1 protein-coding gene is annotated in these 335 nt (G+C 54.0%); it reads left to right on the top strand.

Translation table 11 applies throughout. From position 1 onward, the window contains the following. Positions 1 to 143: 143 nt before the first annotated feature. A partial coding sequence (locus SB775_RS28200; RefSeq protein ID WP_410864469.1) for a hypothetical protein occupies positions 144 to 335 on the top strand: 192 nt, incomplete at its 3' end.

Here is a 335-nt window from a genome sequence, read left to right as displayed (position 1 = left end):
GGCAGACAGTTTTCAGGTAATTCGCCATCTCCGGGCAATACCGCCATGTCCGGCAGTTTCAGCGACGATGACGACAGTATCCCGTTCTGACGTTCGGCCTCCTCAGTCCCCTGCTTCCTGCATTTTCATCCAGAAATTCAATCATGCAACACAAAGTCAACGAGCAGTTTATACGCCGCAGCGCGTGGCACTCCCCCGTCACCTCGCTGCTGCAGAATCCCGACTTCTTTTGCCCTGCCATCATGGCAATGATGATACTCCCGCTCTTTCTGCCGTTACTGACCCCGCTCAGTATCCTGGGCATGCTCTTTACAGGCGTCATCTTCAAGATGACG

This window comes from Peribacillus sp. SIMBA_075 (assembly GCF_046534585.1).
Note: the sequence above shows the minus strand (reverse complement) of the source record. Positions and strands in the feature narration are given on the sequence as shown.